This window comes from uncultured Amnibacterium sp., assembly GCF_964250715.1.
Lineage (GTDB): Bacteria > Actinomycetota > Actinomycetes > Actinomycetales > Microbacteriaceae > Amnibacterium.
In genome coordinates this window covers 139,303-159,496 of sequence record NZ_CAXUGX010000003.1, presented here as the reverse complement: position 1 = coordinate 159,496, position 20,194 = coordinate 139,303, and the positions used below count along the sequence as shown (strand labels likewise).

Here is a 20,194-nt window from a genome sequence, read left to right as displayed (position 1 = left end):
TGGGTACTGGTGATGGTGGGCGGGACGACTGGTCAGACCTGGGCGATGCCGATGCCCTGAAGGGCCTCGACACGATCCAGCTTGCGGTTGAAGTACATCCAGTAGTTGCGCTGGGCCTTCGGCGGGTAGATCCGGCGACGCTTCTCGACGCTCTCCTCGTGGTCCGGGCGATCGAACGTCACTCCCGTCGAGAGCAGGTCGAGTTGGAACTTGGACGCCCACTCGAGGAAGATCCCCGCGAGCATCATCTCGGCCACGTCGTCGCCGACGAACGCGATGCCGTGGTTCTTCAACAGGATCGCCTCGGCGTCGCCGAGTTGCCTCGCCACCTCGACACCGAGCTCGACTGTGGTCACGATCTGGCTGGTGTCACTGAAGCGGGGCACGCCGTGGTCTGCGAACCACACGCCGTGGTTGTTGAACGGCCCCAGCTCTTGGTCGGTGGCACCGAAGACGGTGGCGTAGTGCGCGTGCGAGTGGCCGACGAAGTGCACGTCGGAACGGGCACGCATGATCTCGGCGTGGAGCGGCCACTCCAGATGGCGGAGGCCCGTTCCCTCCAGCATGGTGCCGTCGAAGTCGATGAGCACGAAGTCGTTCCCCTCGACCTCCGACAGGGCCAGGTTCCCGCGCTTGAGCCACAATCCGCGGCCGAACGGATCACGGTAGGAGATATGGCCCATCGACATGTCGCCGTGGCCCTCGAGTTCGAGGATGCGGTGCGCGCGAGCGACATCGTCGAGGGCGTTCGAGATGGACTCGTCCTGGTGGAACCTGCCGGCTGTGTACGCCATGCGCGTGCCTTTCGTTACGAGGGAGGGCTAGTTCGAGAGTCGGGCGATCGCCTCGTCGCGACTGAGACCGCCCACGCGCTCGTGGATCCGGCCACGGGTCGACGCACCCACGCAGATGAGCAACTCGTCCGGTCGCGGCGCGTCCGGCACGGTGAGGGTGACGGCGTCGTAGTGGGAGCGGACATACAGCTCGTCTTTGAACGCCAGCGGGATGTCGATGGGTGTTCCAGCCGACGCCGTCTTGGACGCCGACGAGATCCAGGCGGCGCCGCCCCCGACCCCGGCGCGGAACGCATCGCCGAAGACCGTGGTGATGCACGCCACCACGTGATCCTGGTCGCCGTTGACGCCCGCGATGCCGCCTTTGCCATAGCCCTGCACCGGGCGTCCGCCGAGCAGGGCGAGCACGCGTGCACCGAGGGCGGTGCCGAGGCTCGCACTCGGCGCCGTCAGCGGCGAGAGATCCTCGACGTAGCGGCCCGCGAACGGATTGGCGATGACCACGCCCGACACCGCCTTGTAGAGCGGCTCGTCCGGCACGGGGCCGCCCTCATGGCTGATCTCCTGCACGAAACCGAACCACTCGCGCACCCGGTAGTAGGGATCGATCTCGGGGAACATGCCGGCCTCGTCTCTCTGCCGCTCACGCCACCGCGTCCTGGCGGTGGCGCTCGCGGTGCGTGGGGTCGTAGAGGGTCGTCTCGTTCACGTCGCCGGTGAACTGGTTGCCGTAGGCCATGCCCCGGGTGTTCGCGTAGTCCTGCGAGCGGCTCTGGCAGCGATCGGTGAGAGGCCGCTCGAGCCGCTCCCACTCCCCCAGTGCCTCCGGGATATCGGCGATGTCGGACTCTGATGCCGCCTGGGCGACGGTGTAGGCGTTCATGATCGCGCAGCCCCCGCCTTGCGCCAGAGCCGGGCACATCGCGTGCGCGGCGTCCCCTACCAGCGCGACGCGTCCCTTGGTCCACTGCTCGAGGCGGGTGGTCTGGTACCCGTAGTACTTGCCCTCGACCTTGACCGCCTCCTCGAGCACGGGAGCGAGCTGCGGATGGATCGACGTCCAGAGATCGAGGTCGATCGGAACCGCCGATCCTTGCGGGTCGTCGGAGGGTGCCATGAGCGCGATGTAGAGCTCGTTCTCGTTCGCCGGCGTGTAGAGCACGCGGAGCACCCGGGGTTCGAGGTTCCAGAAGTCGATCATGTTGTCCCAGTCGGTGTCGGGCTCGATCGCCTGGAGCTCGGCCTTCTTGCGCGGGACCAGGAACCGGGAGATGCCGTCGCGACTGGTCTGCCGGTCGAACTCGATCCCGAGGGAGTCGCGCACGGGCGAACCGACACCGTCCGCACCGATGACGAGGTCCGCCTCGAACTCCGTGCCGTCCGTCAGGCGCAGGGTGCCCTGTTCGGTGGCACCCACCACCGTCGAGCCCGTGAGGATCTCGACGCCCTCGCGTCGAGCGGCGGAGGCGAGCACCGAGTGGAGGAACGGCCTCGTCATGGTCCGCCACCGGATGCCCGCCAGATCCTCGTCGGAGACGATGCTGTTCTGCATCCGGGTCTCGTAGTAGGGCGGCGTCATCGAACCCGCGTTGATCTCATCGGTCAGCCCGAAGGCGTCGAGCACCCGGAGACTGTTCTGCCAGAGGACGATCCCCGCGCCCTGTTCACGCAGCTGACCGGCGCGTTCGTGGACACGCACCGACCACCCCTGACGCGCGAGGGCGATGGATGCGGTCAGACCGGCGAAGCCGGCGCCCGAGATTTCGGCGTGCCGGGTGTCGAAAGTGGAGCTCATGATGGATTCCTCGAAGTTTTTCTTACCATGTGCAGGCTCTTTATCATCGGGCGAGTAAGACGTTATCCGTTGGAACCCCCTTCTCGTCAAGGGCAAGCACGGGGCCGAAACAATGACTTAACGTGCGAGCGGCTGAGTGGACGGGTTCGGCACGCTCGGGTCATGACGCAGCGCCACCGAGCACACGCATGGCCGCTTCGATCCCCGCCCCGAGGTCGACGTCCGCGCCGAGGTCGATGAGCCCTCCGCCGAGGGCGGCGAGTCCGATGATCTGGTGCATACCGGTCGCCGTGGGACCCATGTGCGCGAGGTGGATCAGGTTCCCGGCGCTCTGGCCGGTGGAGAGCATCACGCTGTACCGCTCTCGGATGTGCGCGCTCAGATCCGTGTGCACGATCCCGTCCGGAACCCGGACCGCGGTGATCGGGTTGCCCGAGATCGCCTCGGACACCGGCCACAGTTGCAGGCCCATGGAGCGGACGCCGGCGCGCGTGACCGCCGCGGCCTTCGCATGACGGGCGATCGAGTTCTCGACGCCCTCCTCGAGAATCGCATCGAGCGCTGCCTCGAGACCGACGACATCCGTGACCGACGGGGTGAACGGGAACGTGCCGTTCTCCAGCCATCCGATCTTCCAGTCGATCAGTGAGATGTAGGAGTAGCGCGGCGCATGCTCATTGGCCAGCATCCGCTCCCAGGCGGCGGGACTGACCGACACCATCGCGACGCCGACGGGGCCGCCCAGGCACTTCTGGCCGCCGGAGACGCACACGTCGAGTTGCCACTGATCCGGTTCGAACTCCACCCCGCCGATCGACGAGAGTGCATCGACCAGGGTCAGCGCACCGTGACTGTGGGCGATCGGACCGATCCTGGAGCAGTCCGAGATCGTCCCCGAGGGCGTCTCGGAGTGCACGATCGTCACGAGCTCGATCTCCGGATGCGCGGTGAGGTACTCATCCACATCGGCCGGGTCGACGGCCTCGTTGTACGCGACCTCGATCTCGTGCAGCACCGTGCCGTAGCTCGCGAGCCACTGCCCCATGCCCTTGCCGTAGACACCCTGCACCAGGTTGAGCACATGCATCCCCGGACGAGTGAGGGACCGCGCCGCCCCCTCCAGCGCCAGGATGCCCTCACCCTGCAGGAGGAGCATGTCGTTCCCCGTGTGGAAGAACGCCGCCGCCTTCTCGGTGGTGCGGCGGAAGGTCTCGATGAAGCTCGGATCGAGATGATGGACGATCTGCGAGCCGAGCGCGTGCAATGTGCGCTCGGCGGCCATCGTCGGGCCGGCGGTCAGGGTGAAGTCGGGTGCTTTCACAAGTTCGTCCTCTTCAGGGGTGCGCCCGGGGCGCTCGGACACCGCCCGCGTGTCTCGTTCGCTCGACGACCTTTCTCAGCATACGACTCGGTACTCTCGTCACCTGGAAGCTCCCCTCGTAGGCGATCGCCGCGGTTCACCTGCGCGAAGGCCGTTCCCGCCGTCTCAATGACCGACCCGACAGTGGAGAGCCACGTGCCATCGAGACCACTCGACGCGACCTACCTCGCAGCACTGTCCGCGCAGCGCGCCTCCATCGCGGCGGCCGTGGACTTCATCAACTCGCATCCCGAGCTCGCACACGAGGAGATCGAGACCTGCGGCTACCTCGCCGACAGGCTCGAGGCAGCCGGTTATCAGGTTCGACGCGGGGTCGCCGGCATGCCCACCGCATTCCGTGCCGAGTTGCGCGGAGCGCTTCCGGGCCGGCGCGTCGGGGTCGCAACCGTCTACGACGCCGTGACGACCCATCGGCCCGATGGGACGATCGAGGCGGTGCCCGCGTGCGGGCACGGACCGATGTCCGGCGGCATCCTCGGCACCGCCCTCGCGCTCGCCGCGATCAGCGAGCGGTTGACGGGCTCGTTCGTGGTCGTCGGATGCCCGGCGGACGAGATCCATTCGGCCGGAACCCGCACGCTCGGCAGCGGTAAGGCGGTGACTGCTGCCGCGGGCGTGTGGGACGACATCGACGTGGCGCTCTACGCGCACCCCGAGTTCATCGACACCGTGTGGCAGCGTGCGCTCTGGATGCGCCGTGAGACGGCGATCGTCGGCGGCCACCGGAGCCTCGTCCGCGGTGCCCCGTCCGGTCCGATGGACGCGCTGCGCGAACTGGCCAGAATCGCCGACGAGACCGATCCGGCGCGCCTCATGGTGGAAACCGCCATCCTGGACGGCGACGTGGAGGAGGGGGTAGGGCTCACCCTCACGGTGCGATTCCTCGCCTTCGCCGACACCGAGGAGGGCCTGGAGGAGGTCATGGCGCCGGCGCATGCCGGGCTCGAAGGGGCCGTCTGGTCCACTTCGTCCCTGATCCAGGCGATCCGTCCGGACGCGGCCGTCACGGCAGTCATGGCCGATGCGTTCGCCGCAGCCGGTCGCACCATGGTCGAAGATCCTCCGGCACTTCCCTTCGCGACGGACTTCGGCAACGTGACGCAGCGGGTGCCCGCGGCGATCGTCGGAGTCGGACGCCCCGAGGGCTGGGGCTTCCACCAGGACCACGGCGTCGAGCAGTTCGCCGGCGCCGAGGGCAAAGAGCTCGCCGAGTCGATCGCGACCGTGGTCGGCCTCGCGGCGATCCGGCTCACCGAGCCGGTGGGCTGACAGCGACTCAGGTCTGCCGCGACCACGGCGTCGTCCCCTGCCGACGCAGGATCTCGTCGAAGAGACCCATCCCTCCCGCTGAAAGCGGCGAAACGGCAGGAGGATGAGGCGGCACGCTTCGATGGAAGCGTGCTTGTCCCGCGTGGGGGTGGATCGAGCAAACGACTCCGTCAGCGCTCACTCAGTAGACCGGCGACGATTGCCGCGGAACCACCGTGTACGCCCCCTCCCGGATGCACGCCAGCACCCGCGCGCCAGAGGCCGGGCACCGACGTCCGATAGTGCTCCACTCCCGGCCGGAGTCGTATCTGACGATCACCGCGTCCCGGGGGCGCGACGTGACCGGCAAGCAGCCGAGGCTCGGAGCCGCCCGCGTAGTCTCTGAGTCTGCTCCAGGTCGCGGCGGAAAGGTACCGACCGATCCCCTCGATCTCCTCACCGCTCAAGGTCTGCACGCCTGGGAATGTCGAGTCGACGAGCAGGAGATCACCCTCCCGCGGACGTTGCGTCGCGTCTGCGATCGTTGGTCGGAGCAGGGCGCCCCCAGGAGCAGGGAATGCTCCCCGTCCGATCATCGCGAGTCGATCGAGCATCTCCGTCGGCTCATCCCAGCCGAAGAACGTCTGCACCGCTCGATCGGTCGTAGCCCGTTCGGATGCCAGCCGAAGCGGAGCATCGAGTACGAGGTGCTGGCGTAATACCGATGTGGTTCCGAGCGTCCTCGCGGGCTCGGCGGGTATTTCGGCCAACTCGTGCGTGGCCACCTCCCCCAGCGTCGAGACGATCGAAGGCGCACTGATGATGCGACCGTCGGCACAGACGGCGCCGGCTACGCGGCCTTCCTCCCGGATCAAGCCGACGACGCGCGCGTCGGTGAACAAGTCGGCGCCGGCGTGCGCGGCAACCGCCCGAATTGCTGCGACGACCGACCCCATCCCCCCGATGGGCACAGCTCGCCGGCCGATCTGCCACGCCACCACACCGAGGAACCCGATCGCGCTGCCGGGCGCGAAGGGATCGCCTCCGAACTCGTGAGCGAGCGCGAGCAGCAGGCTCTGAACCTCCGGTGAAACGAAGGCGGTCGTGATGAGTTCGATTGCGGTCGCCTCGACCGACGAGGGCAGCGGCAGGCCCGAATACACCGCGTGCACCGCGTCGAGGTGCCGAACGACGGTGTCCAGATCCGGTGCTGTCACAAGGAGACGACCGACGGCGATCGAAAGGGTTTCGGACCGTTGGAGGATTTCGACGAGCAGTGTCGCGTCCGCCCGAGAGACTGCGGCGATCGAGTCGTGGGTCATCCGCAAGTGATCGCGCCGATGGAGGACGACGGCCGGGCGACCGTCCGCGAACGCGAGCGCGTGCTGCGCCACGGGCACAGCCCACCGGAGGCCTACCGACCGCAGTTCGTGACGGAGTGGCATCACGTCCGCGAAACCCAACAGCACGGCGTGCGGGTGATGGATCAGGTCGGCGCCGAGGGCATGATCGGCTCGCGCCCTACCACCGAGTTCAGACTCTTGCTCCAGGACCGCGACGTGGCGCCCGGCAGCGCCGAGGAGCGCGCTCAACACCAAACCGGTGTAGCCCCCACCGAGGACAACGACGTCGTACCCCGGGTCGGCGGAGGCGCTCATCAGGTCATCCTGTGCCGACCGACGAACCGAGTGCCCTCCGCAGGGCATCGACGAGGCGAGCCATCAGTACCTGAGGATCGCCCGGGTGCCCCCGTTCCGGATCGACGTGCAGTTCTACCGGAACACCCGCGTCGCGGAGCCTGTTCGCGTACTGCACGTCCTCGTCGCGGAGGATGTCCCAATCGCCGACCGTGATCAGGGCCGGGGCGACGGCGGCCATGGATTCGGCGAGCAGAGGTGACGCTCGCCATTCCCAGCGGTCTTCCGGATCGGCGAGGTAGGCAGAGGTCACGAAATCGCCGTCGCTCTTTCGCAGACCATATCCATCGGCGAACTCGTATTGCGATCGGGAGTCGTTCCGCAGATCCGACGGCCAGGACTCGAGGAACTGCAGCGCGAGTTGCGGCGCGCCGGCGTCGCGGGCCATCAGTGCGAGCACCGCCGCCATATTGCCGCCCGTGCATCCGCCGCCGACCGCGATCTTGGACGTATCCGCACGCTCGCCGACCCCGCCTGCAGCCGCCCACCGGAGCACAGCCCAGCTTTCCTCGAGGCCGATCGGGAACCTGTCTTCCGGAGGGAGACGGAAGTCGGGATGCACGACCAGGGCCGGCACGCCCGCTGCAATAGCCGAATCGAATCCGTTCCACTGATCGAAACCGCCTCCGGCGATGAATCCGCCGGAATGAGTGTGCACGACGATCGGTAACGGTCCGCCGGTGTTCCGCGGTTCGAAGATTCGCACCGGGACCAAGCCATGCGGCCCCATGACCTCGACGTCGCGCCAGTCGACACCCGGCGTCACCGGCATCGTGCGGTTACCGTCTTCGATCACCTGACGCACCCCCGCCACACCGAGCGCGACGAGGTCGGGGAATTGCAGAAGCTGTCGCTGCTCGTCGGTCAACTTCGCGAACCGCGCTTCGCGAAGTCGGTCGTATTCGGTCGTCATCGGCTTGCTCCGCCTTTCTGCCGATGATCTGTCGCCGCGGCTCAGGCCGCAGAGTCAGTGGGGAGTCCGAGATCTCGGACGGTACCGACGCGCGACGGGGTGTCGAACAGCTTGACCGCGCCGGCCCGTTCGTACGCCGGCCAGCCGGGATCTCCGGTGCGGGCGAACGCAGCGAACGCGTCGTGGTCCTCGTCGGCGAGTGCGACCGGTGGGTTCGGCCCGGTGTAGTCGAGCACATAGGCCGCATCGAGCGTGTGGAAGCAGAACGGTATGTCGAGCGAGTGACCCGCGCGGATATAAGGTGCGGCGCTTGACTTCCACTGGAACTCGTAGCGGAAGGTCGGCGCCGCACCGGCGTCGGCCCGCGCGTCGGCGAACCGCTGGATCGGCAGCCGGAACAGCTCATCGGCGAACAACTGCTGCCCCTCTGCCTTCGCCTCCTCGTCGTCCGGACGATCGCGGTAGGTCATCCAGGCGAACTCGTTCGCGGTCGAGCCGACGAGCACCGGTATTCCTGCGCTGCGGCCCTGTGCGACAGCGTCGAACAGGTCGCCGTCGAGCAACGCGCCGTCGACGACCGGCGCCCACGGCGGCATCAACGACCCGCCTTCCTCCACCGGACGGTCGTTGACGCGCTCGTGCGCCGCGATGATTTGATTCGGGGTCGCGGAGCGCGCGCCCTCGAGCGTTCGAGCGATGCCGGCCTCCTGGGTGACGTCCTCTGCAACGGCGATCGCCGCATCCCGCGACCAGATGCTGCTCGCGCTCACGCCGCTGGCGATGATCGCACGGTGGAACAGCCGCTCCGCGGCAGGGGCGCTGAGCAGCGCCGAGACCGCCATGCCACCTGCTGACTGGCCCATGATCGTGACCGCGGCGGGGTCACCGCCGAACGCCGCGATGTTGTCGCGGATCCACTCGAGCGCGGCGATCCAGTCGAGCACCCCGCGGTTCGCGGGCGCTCCCTCGAGTTCCAGGAAACCTTCGGCACCGAATCGGTAATTGCAACTGACGAATACAAGACCCTGACGAGCGAACGAGGTGCCGTCGTACCAGGGGTTCGCACTGCAGCCTGCGAAGAATCCCCCACCATGGATCCACAACAGCACCGGCAGCGGGCCGCTGCGGTCGACCGGTGTCCATACATTGAGGTTGAGGATCTCATCGCCAGCGATGATCGGCTCGATCACGTCGGGTAGACCGCCGGGCGATGCACCCTCCTTCTGCGGTGCAGTCGGCCCGAATCGATCGGCCTGGAACGGCTCGATCCACGGCGCGTGCGCCTGAGGGGCGAGGAATCGAAGCGCTCCGAACGGCGCCGCCGCGTACGGCACTCCGAGGTACCGCTCCACGCCCTCGACCGCACGGCCCTGCACAGGCCCCGCTGTCGTGTCGATGATGGGCTGATCTGTCATCCCGTCCTCCTTACTCACGCCGCGCCGGACTCGTCCGTAGGCAGCCAGGCGGCCGCCGCGATGGAGACCTCGAGCGCCGGGATCTCGTCGGCCGCGGGGATGTCGGCGAGTCGGATGCATGCGGCCTTCCGTCCATCCCCGACATCGACGAGCGGCGGCGTCGCCGCGACGCACTCCGGCCGGGCGTACGGACAGCGTGGCGCGAACGGGCAGCCGATGCCGTCCTTCGGCCCGATACCTGAACGCGTGCTTGCCGCAAAGCGCGCTTCACGCCTTGCGCGCTGCGCCGCCACATCAGGTACGGGCACGGAGGCGAGCAGCGACCGCGTATACGGGTGCGCTGGTCGGTTACAGACCTGGTCGGCCGGCCCCTCCTCCATCACCTGCCCGTGGTACAGAACGAGAACCCGGTCGGAGATGTGCCGAACAACCGCCATGTTGTGAGAGATGAAAACGTAGCTCGTTCCCCGCTCGAGCTGAAGCTCCTCCAACAGGTTGAGGACCTGCGCCTGCACGGACACATCGAGCGCGCTGACCGCCTCATCGCAGACGACGATCTCCGGCTCGAGCACGAGCGCCCGCGCAATTGCAATGCGCTGCCGCTGGCCGCCGGAGAACTCCGCCGGGAACTTCGAGGAAGCGGCCGGGGCGATACCGACCCGGCCGAGAATGGCCCGGACCCGCTCCGCTCGCTCAGCCGCCGAGAGCTCCGGGAGCGCGACCGCCAGCGGTTCACCCACGATCTGACCGACGGTCTGCGAGGGGTCGAGTGAACTGAACGGGTCTTGGAACACCGCCTGCAACGAGGTGCGCAGCGCACGCCGCTGCCTGACCGACGCGTGGGAGATGTCGTTCCCCTTCAGCAAGATCGTCCCGTCGGCGACGGGCTGAAGGCCGAGGATCGCGGAACCGATCGTCGACTTTCCCGAGCCTGACTCGCCGACGATTGAAACGGTCTCGCCGCGACGGACCGTCATCGACACACCTGAAACCGCACGGAACGGCGCCTTGCCGAACCCCCGCGGGTAGGTAACACTCACCTCGCGGAGATCGAGCACGATTTCAGCGCTCTGCAGGTCGCTCATACTGCCTCCCGCACCCTCTCCAGTTCGAGCAGCTCCTCCACGCGGATGCACCGAGCGTCGTGATCCTGGCCGTCGTCGACCACCTCGAGCGGGATCGGTCTCGCAGTGCATGCGTCCACGCGGAGCGGGCAGCGGTCCGCGAAATGACAACCAACCGGCCAGTCCGCGGGGCTCGGCACCGTTCCCGCGATCGACGGAAGCGACTCGCCCGGCGTCGAGACGATCGGGTTCGAGCCGAGCAGCCCACGTGTGTATGGATGCGCGGGCCGCGTGAACACCGTCTCCACGTCCGCCTCCTCGACCACCTCGCCCGCGTACATGACGGCGACGCGGCTGCAGAGGTCGGCGACAACTCCAAGGTCGTGGGTGATGATCACGATTGCCATGCCCGTCTCCTCCTGGAGATGACGCAGCAGCCCGAGGATCTCGCCCTGGATCGTCACATCCAGCGCGGTCGTCGGCTCGTCGGCAACGAGCACGCGCGGTCGGCCCGCGAGCGCGCACGCGATCGCGACGCGCTGGGCCATGCCGCCGGAGAGCTGATGCGGGTACCGCTTTGCGACATCTGCAGGCTTCGGCAAACCGACCTGCGTCAGTAGCTCGAGCACGCGCGCACGGCGGCGGGGGCCGCGCAGCTTGTCATGCCGGCCGACGAGCTCGCCGAGCTGGCTCGCGACCGTGAACGACGGATCGAGCGCGACCATCGGGTCCTGAGAGATGTAGGCGATTCCGGTGCCACGGACGGAAGACCGCAGCTTCTTCGACGCCGCGTTCAGGTTGACGCCGTCGAACACCACCTGGCCGGTTATGACGGCGTTCGCACCAAGGCTTCCGAGCACCGCGGACGCCGTGACGGTCTTGCCGCAGCCGGACTCACCCACAATCCCGAGGGAACGGCCCGGCTCCACGTCGAAGCTGACACGACGCACGACCTCGAGACCCCCAAACGACACCGACAGGTTCCTGACCGACAGCGCCGCAGCCGTGTTGGCCGGGCGGACGACCGACGGGCGCTTCACCACAGTGCGCTGCTCCAGCCCTGACGACCGTGTGGGCGTCCGCGACCGCTTCGCGGACGTCACGTCTCGGAGCGCGTCCGCGACGAGCACGAGCGCCATGATCACAAGTGTGATCAACAGGCCGCTCGGGACGATGAGCCAGGGCTGCTGCGAGAGCGACTGCTGCGCCTCGGATACCATGCCGCCCCAGCTGGGCGCCGGTGGGTTCACACCGAGGTTGATGTAGTTCAGGCCACCCTGAATGCCGAGTATCACGGCGCCGAGCACCGCCGTGTTGACGATGATCGGGCCCCAGATGTTGGGCAGGACGTGCTGCAGCATGATCCTCACCCGACTCATCCCGATGACGCGCGAGGCGGCCACAAACGTCTCCTCGCGCACCGATCGGGCGGCTCCACGCGTGACGCGCAGCACGGTCGGCGTGGACAGCAGGCCGAGCATCACCATGCCGGCGTGCGGGTTGTTATTAGTCAGCGAGTAGACCATCAGCAGCAGCACGATCCCGGGGATCGCCATGACGACCTCGGTGACGCGCGAGATGACGTTGTCGACGCCCTTCCCGAGGTACCCGGCAATGAGTCCGAACACGAGGCCGACGACGAAAGCGACGATCAGCGCTTCGACAAGCCCGAGGAGGGAGAGCTGCCCGCCCCACAGGAGGCGACTCAGGACGTCTCTCCCGAGCCGGTCGGTGCCGAGAATGTGACGCGCGCTGGGAAGCGCGAGGGTGTGCTGGAGATCCTGCGCAAGTGGGTCATACGGTGCGAGGATCGGCGCGAGTACGACACCGATCACCACGAGGACGAGGAACGTCGCAGCAATGACGCCGAGCGGGCGACGCAAGTAATTGCGGAGCAGGCGAAGGTGCGCCGGAGGACGGCCTGCCGCCTCGGCCTGCGCGGTGATCTCCTCGAGCACAGCGGTCATGCGGCACGCACCTTCGGGTTGAGGATGGCAGTCGCCACGTCGATGAGAACGTTGACGATCACGACGACGATCGTGAAGTACACGGCGATACCCTGAATCACGGGCAGGTCCTTCTGCAGGGTCGACTGCAGGGCCTGCGAACCGAGCCCCGGAAGCACGAAAATGTTCTCGACGATCACCGAGCCGCTGAGGGCCCCGACAAAAATGATGCCGAGCACGGTGACGACGGGTCCGGCGGCGTTCCGCAGCGCGTGCTTGTAAACGAGTGAGAACTCGGAGGCACCGTTCGCGCGCAGCGTGCGCGTGTACGGGCTCTCGATTGCGATGAGCATCTGGTCGCGGGTCTGCTTCGCGACTGCGGTGATGCCGGAGAACGCGAGTGCGATCACTGGCAGCACGAGCGACGCGAGCCACAGGGTCGGCGAGAAGGAGGGATCGACGTAGCCGGTCGCGGGCAGCACGTTCAACTGCACGGCGAGCACCGCGACGAGGAGAACGGCGAGCCAGAAGTTCGGCACCGCGACGCCGATGGTGGAGACCGCATCGACGACAGTGCCGACGATCTTGTTCCCGGTCGCCGACAGGATGCCGAGCAGCAGCCCGACGACGGTGAAGACGAGCAGGGCGCCGACGATCAGCGACAGGCTGACGCCGAGCCGCGGGGCGAGTACCGCCTGCACCGGCTCGGAATTGTTGTACGAGACTCCAAAGTCGCCGTGCACGGCACCGGCGAGCCAGTCGACATACCGGCCGATCAGCGGCTTATCGAGGCCGAGCTGGCGGTTGTAGGCGTTCACCGCGGTCTCGGAAGCATTGATCCCGAGCACCGACCGCCCGATGTTCGTCGGCACGACGGCCTGCACGAAGAACGTGACGGTTGGGACGACGATGAGGAGCACGAGCGAGCCGAGCAGCCGCAGCGCGAGGTTCTTGATCATCCAGTGATGTCCGGTCCTTCGAGGGGCGCTCGCCGGCCGGTCCAAACGGACCGACCGGCGAGCTGGTGATCAGTTGGCGGGCTTCCAGTTGCTGGGGTTCGGCCACGGGTATGGCGTGTAGTCGACTCCAGTGACCGACTTCGCCGAGAAAATGACCGAACCGACGCTCGCTACCGGCACGGCGAACGCGTTCTGCACCATGTAGGTTTCGGACGCTTCGGCTGCCGTCTTGCCCTCGGGCGAGTCGAGGTCGAACTTCCGCTGTGCGGTCGCCAAAGCGTTCGCCTTCGCATCCTTGAACCCGAGGAAGTTGTAGACCGCGGGGAAGGTCGTGAGCTGCTGGGTGTCTACGAGCTGCACGGAGTAGTTGAAGGTCAGCGTCGTCGCCGCGTACTTCTTCGACACCGCTGCATTCACGTAGTCCGCGAACGCCGGGATGTTCTTCAACGTCACATTGACGCCGATCGCCTTCCACTGCGCCACCATCGCCTGGGCGAGCTGGTCGCCGCTGTCGACGCCCGGCTGTTCGAGCAGCGAGAAGCTGAAGCCCTTGGCGTAGCCGGCCTCCTTCAACAGTGCTTTCGCCTTGGCCGGGTCGTAGGGGTACACGTCCTCGAGGCTCGCGACATAGCCGGGGATCTCCTTCGGCACGTACTGCGTGGTCGGGGTCCCGTAGTCGCCGTAGAGCGTCTTGGTGATCGACTTCCGATCGATCGCATAGTTGAGGGCCTGGCGGACGCGAACGTCCTTGAGCGCCGGTGCGATCTGGCCGTTCTGGTCGGCGATGTACATACCGACCATGCCGGACGGCGCGGACGTGACGTTCAAGCCTGCCTTCTTCGCGGCCGCCGCGTTCGTCGCCGAGCCCTGCGCGACCTGCACTTGCCCGGACCGCAGCGCAGAGAGAATCGAGTTCTGGTCAGTGATGACCTTCAGGACGACCTTCTTGTAATGCTGCTGCGACTTGAGGTAATAGTGCGGGTTCTTCACGAACACGTAGGACGAGTTGGCGATCGTCGCCTTCTTGTCGAGCATGTATGGGCCGGCGCCGAAGGTCTCGGTTCCGAGGGACTTTCCGCCGTTCTCGAGCCCTGCGGGAGCGACTATGTCGCCCGCGACGCCGCCCTGGTCGAAGCCGTAGGGCAGCAGCGGGTCGGGCGTGCTGAGCTTGAGAGTTACCGCCAGCGGGCCGCTCGCGGTTATGTCGGTGACATTCGCCAGCCAGGCGGCGAACTGGCCCTTCTCCTTGTAGTGCTTCAACCACGCGACGACCGCGTCGGCGGTCAGGGCGCTGCCGTCGCTGAACTGCACGCCCTTGCGCAGGTTCATAGTGAAGGTCAGACGGTCGGAGGAGTATTTCCAGTCAGTCGCGAGGCCCGGCTTGGCCGTGCCGTCGACGTCCCGCTTGATGAGCGGCTCATACGCCAGGTTCATGTACCAGATCAGCGGGATGCCGTTGCCGGCCGCCGTCGGGTCCATGCTGATCGGCGGCGTGGTGAGCGCCACGGTCAGTGTGTCGGAGGCGGCGCTCTTCGCGCCGTTCGAGCTGGTACCGGAGCAGGCGGACAGCGCCAGCGCTGCGACCGCCACCACGGCGAGCGCGCCACCGCGAACGGTGCGCCCTCCCGAGGTTCGTGCTGTGGTGAACATGGGTTCCTCTCTTGGTTGGTGTGAAGTCGTCAGGAAGTCGTAATCGGGGTCCCGACCAGCTCGTCGAGGGCCCTTTGGGCACCGAACTCGCGGATGAGCCGGTAGGCACGAACGAAGGGGGTCACGAACACTGGTTCGGTGGCGAGACCGCCGAACACTGCTGCGCCAGCGCTCAGGAACCGCTCCGGATCGTCGTCCGCTTCAGCCACGATGTGGCGAACTGCGTCGAGCTGGCGGTCGATCATGGGAATCCGCTCGCCGTACTCGTCGACGCCGCGGGCGAACGTCGCCCAGCTTGCCGCGATGGCTGCGGCCAGCTCGACGGACTCTCCCGCCGCGATGCGGTCTCGCACGACCGGCAGCACGAACTTCGCGATGCGGTCCGATCCGTCGGTCGCGAGTCGCAGGAGCGTGTCGCGGACGTGCACGTTGGCGAACCGATCCATGAGGCTCTGCTGGTAGTCGTCGAGGTCGACGCCGGGTACCGGGTCGAGCGTCGGGACAGCCTCCTCGGTCATGTATCGGGTGACGAGGCTGGCGATCAGCGGATCCATTGCTGCCTCGTGCGCGAACCGGTGACCGGAGAGGTAGCCGACGTAGGCGAGGGCCTGGTGGCTGGCATTCAGCAGCCGGAGCTTCATCTCCTCGTAGGGCAGGACGTCGTCGACGACCTGGACGCCGACGTCCTCATAAGGCGGGCGACCAAGAGTGAAGCGCGTCTGGAGAACCCATTGCGCAAACCCCTCGCTGACGACCGGCCACGCATCGATGACGCCGTAGTGGTCCTTAACGAATGCGCGCTCGTCCGGCCCTGTGACCGGTGTGATTCGATCGACCATGCTGTTCGGGAACGCGACTTCACGCGCCATGTACTCGCCGAGGTCTACATCCTTCGCCCGGGCGAAGGCGACGAAGCTCTGCCGAGCGACATATCCGTTGCCCGGCAGGTTGTCACAGGACATCACCGTGAACGGGGCAATGCCTCGGTCACGACGGCGACGCACACCTTCCGCGACGATCCCGTACACAGTTGTTGGGACGGCACCGTCCTGCAGGTCGGCGACGACGACGGGCTCGTCGAGATCGAACTCGCCGGTGTCGTCGCCGACGTTGTATCCGCCCTCGGTGATCGTCAACGACACGATCCGCACCGCAGGATCCGCAAGCTTCTCGAAGACCGCCTCGGGATCGTCGGGCGCGAATAGGTATTCGGCGATCGAACCGATCGTTCTTGCCGGCGCCGTTCCATCGGGGTACCGCTCGACGAGCGTGTACCGCATGCCCTGCGAGCCGAGCGCGTCCCGCATGCGAATATCGCTCGGGAGTACGCCGACTCCACAGATCGCCCAGTCGCGGGCCTTGCCGGCGTTGAACAGCCGGTCGAGGTACATGGCCTGATGCGACCGGTGGAAGTTGCCGACACCGAAGTGGACTATGCCGACGGTCAAGTCCGACCGTTCGTAGTTCGGTTGGGTGACTGAGTTCATTCGACGAATCCGAGGGAGGTGAGGGACTCCACAGACTCGGCCGAGTTGGCCTGCCAGAAGTCGAGACGGTCCGCCAAGCGGTCCTGCACCACCTGGCTGGACCGGTCCATCACCATTGTGGCTCGCTGCTCAGCCGTGAAGACGGGCCAGGTCCCGAGCGGACTGCTGGACAGGTCTCCGGTACGAATGAATTGGGCGACCGACGCACTGATGTCATCGGCGAGCGCCCGCGTTTCATTATCGAAGCGGACTTCGTCGCCGAGGAGGGCTGGAACGCCCGATGCGTCGAGGTTGCCCATGAAAAAAGGCAGGTCGACCAGATGTGCTGCACCCACATCCGGAACCGAAGACTCCCAAGCGAATTCGTAGTGATACGTCCGACCACCCGCGGCTGCATGCTCAGCCGCGACCGCTCGAGCCGGCGTGGCCCAGTCGTGCTCCGTCGCGATGAGGTGGCCGATTGCTGCATCATCCAAACCTGCGTCGGCAGCGAGGCGCGAGTACAACGCGATACCTGTCTCTCGCGCTTCTCCCGCTGGCAGCATGCCCGAGACCGCTTCGTCAGCCGTTTGCGTCGGCGGCGCCCACCCGGTGATGCTGAACAGTCGGTCCTCTTGACTGGTTGTTCCCACGAGCAGGTCGACCTCGGGTGCGATGTCCCGAAGCGCTTCGTTGACGTCGGCGGCGAGGACGACACCGTCCCTCACCAATGGGAACGCCCTGATCGCGATGCCGAACTCCCGCTCAGCGCTCAGCAGCCGCAGCGCGGACATCGAACGGAGATGCTCCATCACGTCGTCGCCTGCCGCATCGATGTGCAGCGCCCTCAGCACGGTGCCGGTCGTGCGCCGGGCGTCCTCGAGGGAAACCGTCGCGGCGAGATGCCCGCTCTCGATGATCCCGCGATGGAACAAGCCGCGAGCAGCCGGTGCGCAGAGCAGGGCGGCAACGGACATTGCGCCGGCGGACTGTCCGCCGATCGTGACGAGGTCGGGATCGCCTCCGAAGGCGGCAATGTTGGCGCGCACCCACCGCAGGGCCTCTATCTGGTCTTGCAGTCCGAGGTTGGAGGAATGCGGATCGTGGTCGCCGAGCCAGAGACCCCCGAGCAGACCGAGTCGATAGTTGAGCGTCACCACGACGACGCCGTGCTCTCGGGCGTGCTGGGCACCGTCGATCCACGCGCCGGTACCGGAGCCGTAGAGGAACGCGCCGCCGTGGATGTACACGTACACGGCGGCAGTACCGCCGGTGTCCGGCGTCCAGACGTTGAGGTTCAAGCAGTCCTCGGATGTGCGGGCGTCGAGCGAGTAGAAGTTGTGTTCGGCGCCCGGCAGAGCCTTCGGCAGCGGGTCGAGGTCTTGCAGCGAGATCGCACCGAACTGTGTCGCATCGCACTGTGGCGCACCGATGTTCCCGACCGCGACCGGCCGGGGAGGCGCGAAGCGCAGGGCACCCACGGGCGCCTGCGCGAACCGGACGCCTTTGAAGACGTGGACCCCGCCCTGGACGACGCCGTGCACCGTGCCGCACGGGGCGGTGACGGTACTGCGCGAAGGATGGTCGATGCAGGCTGGGGACGGATCGACCATTCCGTGATCTCCTTCGATCGGTCTTCGCCCCGACCTCGGACGAGGCGTGTCGAGGTGCGACGACCGCCAATGCAAGCACGACCGATCGTCGACGGGTGAGTGGAAGCACCAGACACGCGTGACCGCTTCACGACCGTTTTCCCGTGGTGAGGACCCAGGAACGACCGGCGTCAGACGCGGATGAGCTGGCAGCCGGCCGCGGTGAATCGGTTGCCGAGTGTCGGAGAGAGCTCGTGGCCGGTGATGAGCAGCTCGAAGTCGCGGACCTCGGCGAACTTCACGAAAGTGGTCGTGCCGAACTTGTGGTGCGCTCCGACGAAGATCCGACGCATCGCGGATTGGACCGCAGCCGTCTTGACCGCGGCGACCGCAGGGTCTGGCGTCGTCATGCCACGTTCGACCGAGACGCCGTTGGCGCCGAGTATCGCCAGGTCGACCGTGAGACGCGAGAGCATGTCGGCCGCCCAGTGATCCACCACACCGAGTGTGTTGCCGCGGACGCGTCCGCCGAGTACGACGACCTGCACGTTCGAGCGAGGCGCGAGCAGCGTCGCGACCGGTAATGACGCCGTGACGACGGTCAGTGGTCGGTCGACCGGCAGGCGCTGTGCGACGAGCTGGGTCTGGTAGCCCTCGTCGAGGAAGATCGTCTGCGCTTCGCCGATTCGAGCAATCAGGGCGCTCGCGACCCTCAGCTTCTCCTCGGGGTTGATGTTGCTGCGCACCTGAAGGGTGCTCTCGAATGCGCCGCTCTCGACCGGATAGGCGACGCCGTAGCCACGGCGGATCATGCCCTGCGTCTCCAACAACCGAAGGTCCCGGCGTACGGTCTCTGCGGACACCCCGAGCAGGTTCGGCATCTCGGCGACCTCCACCCGCCCGTTCGAACGGATCATGGCGAGAAGCTCGGACCGGCGTGAATGCGGCGCGAAGATCGGCGTGGGGAGCATCGAACCGGGCATCATGGGTGATTCGGTCACTCCTGAAGGGTAAGTGCGCCAGGGACGACCGGTTCATGACCATTCGGTGTCGAACCGCGTCGGTTCTCCGAACGATCAAGCGGGCGGCGGCCGCCGCGGACGAGGTGGCGGCGGCGTACAGCGCTGACGCGAATCCAGGTCTGGTCTCCTTCACGGTCCGCTTCGACGAGGAGTCCGCGCTGGCCGGCTATCCGAAGGCGGGGCTCTGGTCGAGGGAACGGGTGCCGACGACATGGACCTGTTCGTCTTCGTCCAGAAGCTGAACGTGCACGGGACGCCGCTGGCGCAGTTCACCGTGCCCAACCAGGGCGCCATGCTGCACGACCTGACCGAGCGAGGCGCCGCGACGTCCCGAGCGCATTTGCGCTGCGACGCTGTCCATTCCGCCCACGGCAGATGACCCCGGCCCAGATGACCGGACCTCCGCGAGCCGCGATTCCCGCGGCGCGTCAGCAGGACCAGGTCCCGACAGCAGGTCGGTGGTCGACCAGCAGCCTGCGATCGGGACGTGGTCCTGCTGAAGTGCTGCCGGGGCACCGGCTATCGGACGGCCTCGATTCCGGTCAGGATCAGGTCGATGCCGGCGAGGAACTGTTCGCGGTCGTCGTGGTCGGCCAGTCGGGCCGCCACGCGGTGCACGAACGGGTACTCCGCGGGGTCGAGCGCGGTCCATCGGGCGGCGACGTTCGCGAGGAGGGCGGTCCTGCTCGTCTCGCGTCCTTGCAGGCGGGCGGCCGCTGCGTACTGTGCCGCGAGTCCGGAGACGTAGTTCAGGAGCGCGGTCGCGCAGTCGAACTGCGCCTTCTCGGGGACGCCGAGCGCGGTGAGCGGCCCGCCGAATCCCTCCAGGATGCGCAGCACTGCGGGTTGCCACGGCTCCTCAGCGAGCTGGGCGCCCACCCAGGGGTGCGCGTCGATCACGTCGAACACCGTCAGGGCGGCCGCGCGGATCGTCTCCCGCGGCTGCTCGCTGTCGGCCGCCTCGGCCATGGCTCGGGCGATGATGTCGTCGGTCGCCGCTGCAAGCAGCTCGTTCTTGTCGGCGACGTGCCAGTAGATCGCTCCCGCTCCGGTCGCCAGCCGCGCCGCGAGCGCCCGAAACGTGAGCGCCTTCTCGCCGCCGCTGTCGAGGATCTGGATCGCGGCCGCGACGATCCGCTCCTTCGACAGCGCATCCGCTCGTCGTTCGCTCCGCTGCGTGGTGGTCGTCATCTCCCCATGTTGACAGATCTAGAACGCCGTTCCAAGATGGGGACTAGAACGGCGTTCCAAC

At 67.1% G+C, this 20,194-nt stretch carries 17 protein-coding genes; 2 read left to right on the top strand and 15 right to left on the bottom strand.

Going from position 1 to position 20,194, the window contains the following annotated elements; genetic code table 11:
• Nucleotides 1-32: 32 nt before the first annotated feature.
• The 4 genes from ACFE7H_RS04835 to ACFE7H_RS04820 form a co-directional block, all read right to left on the bottom strand.
• On the bottom strand, nt 33-794 hold the full coding sequence (locus tag ACFE7H_RS04835) for a class II aldolase/adducin family protein (RefSeq protein ID WP_375400086.1): 762 nt from the start codon (nt 792-794) through the stop codon (nt 33-35).
• Nucleotides 795-821: 27 nt separating this feature from the next.
• Nucleotides 822-1,415, bottom strand: coding sequence for an amino acid synthesis family protein (locus ACFE7H_RS04830; protein ID WP_375400085.1), 594 nt, complete (start codon nt 1,413-1,415; stop codon nt 822-824).
• Between the two features lie 22 nt (nt 1,416-1,437).
• Nucleotides 1,438-2,589 carry an FAD-dependent oxidoreductase gene (locus ACFE7H_RS04825; RefSeq protein ID WP_375400084.1) on the bottom strand — a complete coding sequence of 384 codons (1,152 nt, stop codon included), beginning with the start codon at nt 2,587-2,589 and terminating at the stop codon, nt 1,438-1,440.
• 160 nt (nt 2,590-2,749) lie between these two features.
• Nucleotides 2,750-3,910 carry a pyridoxal-phosphate-dependent aminotransferase family protein gene (locus ACFE7H_RS04820; RefSeq protein ID WP_375400083.1) on the bottom strand — a complete coding sequence of 387 codons (1,161 nt, stop codon included), beginning with the start codon at nt 3,908-3,910 and terminating at the stop codon, nt 2,750-2,752.
• 168 nt (nt 3,911-4,078) lie between these two features.
• On the opposite strand from ACFE7H_RS04820, the gene ACFE7H_RS04815 reads away from it, so the two are divergent.
• A complete protein-coding gene (locus tag ACFE7H_RS04815) occupies nt 4,079-5,239 on the top strand; it encodes a M20/M25/M40 family metallo-hydrolase (RefSeq protein ID WP_375400082.1) in 1,161 nt (386 codons plus the stop codon).
• Nucleotides 5,240-5,409: 170 nt separating this feature from the next.
• Here ACFE7H_RS04815 and ACFE7H_RS04810 read toward each other — a convergent pair whose 3' ends face one another.
• From ACFE7H_RS04810 to ACFE7H_RS04765, 10 genes are all read right to left on the bottom strand, one after another.
• Nucleotides 5,410-6,876, bottom strand: coding sequence for a phytoene desaturase family protein (locus ACFE7H_RS04810; protein ID WP_375400081.1), 1,467 nt, complete (start codon nt 6,874-6,876; stop codon nt 5,410-5,412).
• A gap of 4 nt (nt 6,877-6,880) precedes the next feature.
• Nucleotides 6,881-7,828 (bottom strand): alpha/beta hydrolase, encoded by a 948-nt coding sequence (locus tag ACFE7H_RS04805; protein ID WP_375400080.1) that lies wholly within the window; start codon nt 7,826-7,828, stop codon nt 6,881-6,883.
• A 41-nt stretch (nt 7,829-7,869) separates the two neighbouring features.
• Nucleotides 7,870-9,243, bottom strand: coding sequence for a carboxylesterase/lipase family protein (locus ACFE7H_RS04800; protein ID WP_375400079.1), 1,374 nt, complete (start codon nt 9,241-9,243; stop codon nt 7,870-7,872).
• 14 nt (nt 9,244-9,257) lie between these two features.
• Nucleotides 9,258-10,328 carry an oligopeptide/dipeptide ABC transporter ATP-binding protein gene (locus ACFE7H_RS04795; protein ID WP_375400078.1) on the bottom strand — a complete coding sequence of 357 codons (1,071 nt, stop codon included), beginning with the start codon at nt 10,326-10,328 and terminating at the stop codon, nt 9,258-9,260.
• The gene (locus ACFE7H_RS04790; protein WP_375400077.1) at nt 10,325-12,274 is read right to left on the bottom strand and encodes a dipeptide/oligopeptide/nickel ABC transporter permease/ATP-binding protein; all 1,950 of its coding nucleotides are present in this window, start codon (nt 12,272-12,274) and stop codon (nt 10,325-10,327) included. The genes ACFE7H_RS04795 and ACFE7H_RS04790 overlap by 4 nt, the downstream gene beginning before the upstream one ends.
• Complete coding sequence (locus ACFE7H_RS04785) at nt 12,271-13,212, bottom strand: ABC transporter permease (protein ID WP_375400076.1); 942 nt, start codon at nt 13,210-13,212, stop codon at nt 12,271-12,273. The genes ACFE7H_RS04790 and ACFE7H_RS04785 overlap by 4 nt, the downstream gene beginning before the upstream one ends.
• A gap of 69 nt (nt 13,213-13,281) precedes the next feature.
• The gene (locus ACFE7H_RS04780) at nt 13,282-14,862 is read right to left on the bottom strand and encodes an ABC transporter substrate-binding protein (protein WP_375400075.1); all 1,581 of its coding nucleotides are present in this window, start codon (nt 14,860-14,862) and stop codon (nt 13,282-13,284) included.
• Nucleotides 14,863-14,891: 29 nt separating this feature from the next.
• Nucleotides 14,892-16,349 (bottom strand): mannitol dehydrogenase family protein, encoded by a 1,458-nt coding sequence (locus tag ACFE7H_RS04775; protein ID WP_375400074.1) that lies wholly within the window; start codon nt 16,347-16,349, stop codon nt 14,892-14,894.
• Nucleotides 16,346-17,941 (bottom strand): carboxylesterase/lipase family protein, encoded by a 1,596-nt coding sequence (locus ACFE7H_RS04770; protein WP_375400073.1) that lies wholly within the window; start codon nt 17,939-17,941, stop codon nt 16,346-16,348. Before ACFE7H_RS04770 ends, ACFE7H_RS04775 begins: the two co-directional genes overlap by 4 nt.
• Nucleotides 17,942-18,111: 170 nt before the next feature.
• Nucleotides 18,112-18,891, bottom strand: coding sequence for a DeoR/GlpR family DNA-binding transcription regulator (locus ACFE7H_RS04765; RefSeq protein WP_375400165.1), 780 nt, complete (start codon nt 18,889-18,891; stop codon nt 18,112-18,114).
• A gap of 262 nt (nt 18,892-19,153) precedes the next feature.
• Between ACFE7H_RS04765 and ACFE7H_RS04760 the strand changes: the two genes are divergently transcribed.
• Nucleotides 19,154-19,321, top strand: a complete 168-nt coding sequence (locus ACFE7H_RS04760) for a hypothetical protein (protein WP_375400072.1) — start codon at nt 19,154-19,156, stop codon at nt 19,319-19,321.
• A 140-nt stretch (nt 19,322-19,461) separates the two neighbouring features.
• Here ACFE7H_RS04760 and ACFE7H_RS04755 read toward each other — a convergent pair whose 3' ends face one another.
• Complete coding sequence (locus ACFE7H_RS04755) at nt 19,462-20,133, bottom strand: TetR/AcrR family transcriptional regulator (protein ID WP_375400071.1); 672 nt, start codon at nt 20,131-20,133, stop codon at nt 19,462-19,464.
• Nucleotides 20,134-20,194: the final 61 nt, after the last annotated feature.